The organism is Corallococcus llansteffanensis, from assembly GCF_003612055.1.
Taxonomy (GTDB): Bacteria; Myxococcota; Myxococcia; order Myxococcales; family Myxococcaceae; genus Corallococcus; species Corallococcus llansteffanensis.
In genome coordinates this window covers 1-7,508 of sequence record NZ_RAWB01000486.1, presented here as the reverse complement: position 1 = coordinate 7,508, position 7,508 = coordinate 1, and the positions used below count along the sequence as shown (strand labels likewise).

5 protein-coding genes are annotated in these 7,508 nt (G+C 71.1%); 3 read left to right on the top strand and 2 right to left on the bottom strand.

Annotated elements, in window-relative coordinates:
* The first annotated feature begins 235 nt into the window (after nucleotides 1–235).
* Nucleotides 236–2,179 carry an SUMF1/EgtB/PvdO family nonheme iron enzyme gene (locus tag D7V93_RS32765; protein ID WP_158623914.1) on the top strand — a complete coding sequence of 648 codons (1,944 nt, stop codon included), beginning with the start codon at nucleotides 236–238 and terminating at the stop codon, nucleotides 2,177–2,179.
* Nucleotides 2,180–2,182: 3 nt separating this feature from the next.
* Here D7V93_RS32765 and D7V93_RS32760 read toward each other — a convergent pair whose 3' ends face one another.
* Nucleotides 2,183–3,823 (bottom strand): ADYC domain-containing protein, encoded by a 1,641-nt coding sequence (locus tag D7V93_RS32760; protein ID WP_120647124.1) that lies wholly within the window; start codon nucleotides 3,821–3,823, stop codon nucleotides 2,183–2,185.
* A gap of 226 nt (nucleotides 3,824–4,049) precedes the next feature.
* On the opposite strand from D7V93_RS32760, the gene D7V93_RS32755 reads away from it, so the two are divergent.
* Both D7V93_RS32755 and rtcA read left to right on the top strand, forming a co-directional pair.
* A complete protein-coding gene (locus D7V93_RS32755; protein ID WP_208723232.1) occupies nucleotides 4,050–5,984 on the top strand; it encodes a CocE/NonD family hydrolase in 1,935 nt (644 codons plus the stop codon).
* Nucleotides 5,985–6,079: 95 nt separating this feature from the next.
* Complete coding sequence (gene rtcA / locus D7V93_RS32750) at nucleotides 6,080–7,156, top strand: RNA 3'-terminal phosphate cyclase (RefSeq protein ID WP_120647123.1); 1,077 nt, start codon at nucleotides 6,080–6,082, stop codon at nucleotides 7,154–7,156.
* 13 nt (nucleotides 7,157–7,169) lie between these two features.
* Here rtcA and D7V93_RS32745 read toward each other — a convergent pair.
* Nucleotides 7,170–7,508 (bottom strand): hypothetical protein (locus tag D7V93_RS32745; protein WP_244237659.1); only part of this gene is annotated, 339 nt, incomplete at its 5' end.

The window sequence follows — 7,508 nt, the reverse complement described above, 5'->3', positions numbered from 1 at the left end:
GGGTGGGGCGGTCGAGGGCGCGGCGACGGTGGACGTGCCGGGGACCGGAGGGGGAGGGACTTCGCGGCGGAGCGCGACGACGGGAGGAGGCACGGGCATCGGTGCCGCGAGCGGATCGCAGCGGACCGCGACGACGGGAGGCACGGGCATCGGCAACCCGAGCGGATCACAGCGGAGCGCGATAGCTGATCATCCAGGCGTTGCTGACGCGAGCGGCGCACTGCGAACCGCGACCGTGGTTCCACGCCCACCGGAGCTCCCGGCCTCTCCCTCCGACCTCATCTCCACGGGCCGCATCGGGACCCCGCTCTACATGGCGCCCGAGGTGTGGCGGGGCGAACCGGCCACGGCCCGCAGCGATCTCTTCTCGCTGGGCGTGCTCCTCTACGAGCTGTGCGGCGGTACCACGCCCGGGCCGCTCGCGGAGGCCCCGCTCGTGGCACGGACCTTCGCGCCCCTGGACGTGGCGGCCCCGCGGATCGATCCCGCCTTCGCGGCGGTCCTCACACGCTGTCTCGCGCATGAGCCGTCCGCGCGCTTCGACTCCGCGGAGGCCCTGCGCGAAGCGCTGGAGTCGATCTCCGCGCGACGCTCCGGTGCTCAAGACCTCACCCTCGCCACGCCGCCCCGTCCCCGGTGGGTGCGGATCACCCGCGTGGTCGCGCTCCCACTGCTCGCGGTAGCCATCCTGGTCGGAGGCAACTGGCTCGGTGAACGCTCCCGGCGCCTCGACGCGCAGCAGGCCCTGGCTTCCGTCGCCCCCGTGCTCGACGAGTGCCGGACCCTGGACACCCAGATCGAAACACTCCGCGCGGAGGCCTTCACCGCGTTCGACACCGACCGTGTCCCCCTCGCCGAGGACGTCTGGGCCCGAGCCCTGTCCCTGGGCGCGAAGCAGGCCCGACGCTACGAGGAAGCCACCGCGATCCTCGAAGCCTCCCAGGCACGCGTGGGCCAGGGCCGGGACAAGGCGTTGGATCAACGCCTCGCCGAAGTGCTCTTGCAGCGCATCCTCATCGCGGAGCGCGACCGCAAACCCGAAGTCCGCACGGCCCTGGTCCAACGCCTGGAAGAAGTGGACCCAGGTGCCACCACGAGCCGCCAGCTCACCGCGCCCGTCCGCATGGACCTGGACAGCGAGCCGCCCGGCGCCGTCGTCCAGGTTGAAAGCGTGGAGCCCCTCCCGGGTCCGCCCCACTGGTCCAGGCCCTGGACCTTCGGCACGACGCCCATCACCTCGGGCCTCACGCTGCAACCTGGCTCCTACCGCCTGACCTTCACGCGACCAGACCGTCCTCCCGTGCGCTACCCCGTGCTGCTCGGGCGTGGCGGCACCTTCCAGGCCCGCGTCGTCCTCCCCGAGCACGTCCCGGACGGCTACGTCTACGTGCCCCCGGGCCGCTTCCTCTACGGCAGCGGCGACGACGAGAGCATCCGCCGCACCGTCGTGCGCACGCGCCCGGTGCACCCCCTCACCACCGGCGCCTTCCTCATCGCGCGCCACGAAGTCACCTACGCGGACTGGCTCACCTGGCTGCGCACGCTGCCCGCCGCCGAGCGCACCGCACGCAGGCCCCGAGGCACCAACTACTTCGGCACCATCGAGCTGCTCCCATCCACCGACGAAACCTGGACCTTCCACCTGGAACACGAGGGCGTCGCCTACCACGCGAAGGAAGGGGAGCCGCTGCGCTACCAGGACCGCGAGCTGCGCGCCGAGCAGGACTGGCGCCGCTTCCCCGTGTCCGGCGTCTCGTGGGAGGACGCCCGCGCCTACGTCGCCTGGCTCGACACCACTGGCCGCGTCCCCCGAGCGCGCCTGTGCACCGAGCGCGAATGGGAACGCGCGGGCCGGGGCGCGGACGGCCGCGACTACCCGCACGGCCCGACACTCGCTCCGGACGACGCCAACTTCGACGCCACCTACGGCCGCAAGCCGCGCGCCTTCGGTCCGGACGCGGTGGGTTCGCATCCCGTGTCGGACAGTCCCTTCGGCGTGGCGGACCTGTCCGGCAACGTGTGGGAGTGGCTGGTGACGGACACCGGAGGCACCGCCGCGTACGGCGGCGGGTCGTTCTACCAGGACGCGCTCACCGCCCGGGTCCTCAACCACGGCGACGGCGAGCCGCGCACGCGCTTCCCCTTCATCGGGCTGCGCGTGTGCGCGTCCGTGCCGTGACGCTCAGAGGTCGCGGCCCGGAAGCTGGCCCACCGCGGGCAGGTAGCCCAGGTCCCGCACGAACGTGAACCCGGACGGCGCCTCCGTGGACGTCGCGAAGACCCCGGTCGTCGAATGCCGCCACAGCTTCAGGGGCCGGCGCTGGCCCGAGCTCGTGGTGTCGACGCTGCTGTACACGAAGCCCTCCAGGCCCTGGTCGCCCGCGATGGACTTGAGCGTGTACCCAGGCACCAGATCGCAGTCCTTCGAGTCCGTCAGCAGGTTGCGACCGGTGGACGTCACGCAGCGGTACAGCGGCTTGATGAAGGTCCCCATCCGCTGCTTCAAGTCGGTGGACAGCGTCGCGGAGAGGATGGGGCCCTCGACCCGCAGCGGCTCGAAGCTGTCGGGATCCTGGCCCCCCAGTCCCGGCGCCAGCTCGAAGCCGCCCAGCGCCGTCCCACCCGCGGATTCACCGGGGTTGCCCTCCACGGCGGTCGTCGTGATGTACTCCGTGGTCCCGCGCCTGAACGTCACCAGCGCGTGGTCGATGAAGGGCGAATACGACACGAGCACCCGGTCGCCCAGGTTCGACAGGTTCAGCATCTCGCAGGTGACCTTCGTCTCCGGGATGTGGAGGCTGGCGTCCAGGCACGTGCCCTCCGCCGCCAACGAGTCCCAGCGCTTCTTGCCCAGGCACACCGGCCGCGCGAGGCCACAGGCATCCATCGTCCACACCGCCTCCAACGCGTAGCCGTCCGGCGCCAGCGTTGACGGCAGCTTGCCCAGGGGGCTGATGGCGGCGGCGTGCTCCGGGCCCATGAACGCCAGCGGCGTCCCGTCCAGCGTGTTGCTGCGCCCCTCGCCGCAGTAGTCCGCCACCGCCATGCGCGTGCAGAGCTGGTGGTACTCCCGGGCGATGGTGTCCGAGGTGGACGTCGCCCCGGCCCACGGCGCATAGCCCCAGTCGATGCACTTGGCGATGACGCCACCGCCGACGAAGAACGGCTTGCCCGAGACGCCTTCGTCCCGGGGAGCGCAGGCGAAGGTGAAGTAGTCGTGATTCGTGAGCAGGTCCCCCGACGTCGACCAGGCGTTCGGCACCGCGAGCGCGTAGCCACTGCCCGTGGGACACAGGGCAATCTCCTGCTTGTCCGCCGGGGACGCGATCACCCGGTACTCCCACCGCGCCTTGCCCGCCTGGACGTTCTCGGCGGTACACGCGGACGTGGGCAGGGTGATGTCCTCGTGGCACCGGACCTCCGCGACGGTCAGCTTCACCGAGCGGCCCTCGAACGGCGCGCGGAACGACGTGCCCTTCAGCGCCGGCCCCTCCACGAACCGCTTGAGGACAATCCCGCCCCCGTCCGGAGTGCAGGACTGGGTCACCAGCAGCCGTCCCCCCGCGACCGAGGCCAGGCCCGACGTGCACTTCGATCCCACGGGGGAGGGCGCTTCCACGGTGGTCAGCGGCACGTTGACGAACTCGAAGCGCTCCGAGCCATGCAGCCGCGTCCCCTGCGCGCTGTTCGTCGGCGGAGGTTCCGCGCCCACGCCCGTGCCCGTCAGCACCACCGCGCCCACGAGCCACCGCTTCCACGACTTCATGATTGCCGACACGTCCATCTCCTCCCGCGCGTACGCGGAGTCCGGGCGCGCGTTCATGCGATCCCAATGCCAGCTACGCTGGCGCCGCGCGAAATTCGGGAGCGCCCGCGTGTGCGATGCGCGGTCGTGCAAGGCCTGCCGGGTGTGCAAGATCGGCACGGCCCTCCGTGCGGGCCGTCGTGCAAACCTTGCCGTCCTCCCCGCGCACGGAGTGCTTCCTTGCTCCGGCCGCATCCCCCAGAATGCCGCTCCTCAAGACCCGTACGAAGTGGGGGGCACGTCCTTGGACACCCGCATCCTGGCCGCACTCGCGCTGTTCTCCCTGTCCGGCATCGCTGGCGCCCAGACGCCGCCACCCGCGGCGCCTCCGAAGCCACCGTCGGCGTATGAGCTGACCCCCGAGCGCGCCGCGTACCTCCGCTCGCACTACACGAAGTTCGACGTGCGCATCCCCATGCGCGACGGCGTGAAGCTCTACACGTCGTTCTACATCCCCAACGACGCGAGCCCGACGAAGCGCTACCCCGTGCTGCTGATGCGCACGCCGTACTCGGTCGCCCCCTACGGCGCGGACCGCTACCCCAAGAGCCTGGGGCCCCTGGACTTCGAGAAGGACGGCTTCATCTTCGCGTTCCAGGACGTGCGTGGCCGGTACATGTCCGAAGGCGAGTTCATCAACGTGCGCCCCCACCGCGCCACCAAGCGCGGCAAGGAGGTGGACGAGAGCAGCGACACCTACGACACCATCGACTGGCTGGTGAAGCGCGTGCCGAACAACAACGGCCGCGTGGGGATGTGGGGCATCTCCTATCCGGGCTTCTACACGTCCGCGGGCGCCATCGACTCGCACCCCGCGCTCAAGGCGGTGTCGCCGCAGGCGCCCATCGCGGACTGGTTCTGGGACGACATGCACCGGCATGGCGCCTTCAACCTGCAGCTCGCCTTCAGCTTCTTCTCCGCCTTCGGCAAGCCGCGCCCCACGCTCACCGACGACGCGGAGTGGAAGAACTTCGAGTTCGGCACCCCGGACGCCTACGAGTTCTTCCTCGACCTGGGCCCACTGGGCAACGCGGACGCGAAGCACTTCCGCGGCGACGTCGGCTTCTGGAAGGACATCACCGCGCACCCCAACTACGACGCCTTCTGGCAGGCGCGGAACCTCCTGCCGCACCTGAGGAACATCAAGGCCGCGGTGATGGTGGTGGGCGGCTGGTACGACACCGAGGACCTGTACGGCCCGCTGCGTACCTACGCCGCCATCGAGAAGCAGAACCCCGGCATCACCAACACGCTGGTGATGGGCCCCTGGTTCCACGGCGGCTGGACGCAAGAAGGCGCCTCGCTGGGCGACGCGGAGTTCGGCTTCACCACGACCGACACCTACCAGGACCTGGTGCTCGCCTTCTTCCAGCACCACCTCAAGGGCGCAGCGGCCCCCGCCGTCCCGGAGGCGCTTGTCTTCGAGGGCGGCGCCAACCGCTGGCGCCGCCTGGACGCGTGGCCCCCCAAGGGCGTGAAGGAGACGCGGCTGTTCTTCCAGCCCCAGGGCGCGCTCACGTTCCAGGCGCCGACTTCGAAGACCGCGTCGTTCGACGAGTACGTGAGCGACCCGTCCAAGCCCGTGCCCTACACGCAGGACCTGAGCCCCGGCTGGTCGAGGAACTACATGACGGAGGACCAGCGCTTCACCTCGCGCCGGCCGGACGTGCTCGTCTTCCAGACGGCGCCGCTGGAGAAGGACCTCACCGTCGCCGGCCCCCTGGAGGCGGAGCTGTGGGTGTCCACCACCAGCACCGACGCGGACTGGGTGGTGAAGCTGGTGGACGTGAACCCGGGAAAGCTGCCCGGCTGGACGAAGCAGCAGGACGCGTCCGGCGAGCGCAACCGGGGCAGCCAGCAGACGCTGGTCCGAGGCGAGCCGTTCCGGGGCCGCTTCCGCGACGGCTACGTGCAGCCCAAGCCCTTCACGCCCAACGAGGTGACGAAGGTGCGCTTCGTCATCAACGACGTGTTCCACACCTTCCAGCGCGGCCACCGGCTGATGGTGCACGTGCAGTCCAGCTGGTTCCCGTTCATCGACCGCAACCCGCAGACCTTCGTGCCCAGCATCTACGAAGCGAAGGAGTCCGACTTCGTGCGCGCCATGCACCGGGTCCATCACTCGGCGGCGCATCCCAGTGCACTGAAGGTCTCCGTGCTCCCGGCGCTGGACGAGTAGTCACCAGCCTGCCGCGCGGGGTCTGCTAGGCTGCCGCGCGCGCAGGCTGCTGCTTCACCCCGCCTCACTCCGCTTCAGCCGATGACGGGAGGGACATGACCGGTCAGGACCGGACCGACGTCGGGCTGGTGCAGCTCGACGGCAGCATGGGGGACGGGGGAGGCCACATCCTCCGCTCGGCGCTGAGCCTGTCGCTCATCACCGGGCGCCCCTTCCAGCTCACCCGGCTGCGCGAACACCGGGAGCCCCCGGGCCTCAGGCCCCAGCACCTGGCGTACGTGCGCGGCGCGGAGGCCCTGAGCAGCAGCACCAGCGAGGGCGCCGTCGTGGGCGCGTCCGCGTTCCACTTCACCCCGGGCCCGGTGCGGGCAGGGGACTACCTCCTGGAGGTCGGCACCGCGGGCAGCACGCCGCTGCTCTTCCAGTGCCTCGTGTACCCGCTGGCCTTGGCCGGCGGCGGACGGCTCACGCTGCGCGGGGCCACGCACCTGCCGCACAGCCCCAGCTTCCACGCGCTCACGGGGGCGTGGCTGCCGGTGGCCCGCGCGTACGGGCTGCCCGTGCAGCTGTCGCTGGCGCACGCGGGCTTCTACCCGGAGGGCGGGGGCGAGTTCACCGCGGAGGTGGGCGCCCCGGCTGAACCACCGCTGCGCGTGGACCTGCCCGCGCGGGGCGTGCTGCGCGAGGTGCGGGTGATGTCCTTCGTGGGGGGGCTGCCCTTCGCGGTGGCGGAGCGTCAGTCGCGCGCCGCGGTGGCCGCGCTGCGCGAGCGCGGCATCCTGGCGGAGGCCGACAACCGGCCGCTGCCGGTGACGCGCTCGCAGGGCACGGTGACGTTCGTGCAGGCGCAGTTCGAGCACACCGTCGCGGCCTTCACGTCGCTGGGAGACCGGGGCCACGACGCGGAGGCCGTGGGCCGCGAGGCGGCGGAGGCGCTGGCCCGGTTCATGGAGACGGGTGGGGCGCTGGACGAGCACCTGGCGGAGCAGCTGCTCCTGCCGGCGGCGCTGCTCGCGTCCGGGAGGCTGGGGCCCGTCACCCCGGGCACCACGCGGTTCACCGCCGCGAGCGTCACCGGGGACCTGATCACCCAGGCGGAGGTGCTGGAGCGGTTCCTGCCCGTGCGGATCCGCGTGGAGCCGAACGGAGCGGTGGAGGTCCGTCCGGCGTGATGCGCCAACGCGTTTAGGCTTCGTCCTCGCCGCCGCGCTCGTGGATGCCGAAGGTGTTGCTCGTGGACATCTCCTTCACGGTGCCGCGGTAGGCGCGGATGGCGAAGGGCGTGGCCACCAGGAAGACGATGCCGACGAGGCCGATGGCCATCCACGGGATGGGCGTCTCCTTGATCTGCACGTCCTTGCCGTAACCGTTGAGGTTGTTGCCCATAGCGCGCGCCTTCGCGGCGTCCTTCTCTTCCTGGGTCAGCTCCTTGCGGTTCTGGAAGTCCTGGGGCTGGCGGCGCGGGGGCTGGGCCAGGACAGCACCGCCCCAGACGAGGGCGAGGACGAGAACAAGCCGGGAGAG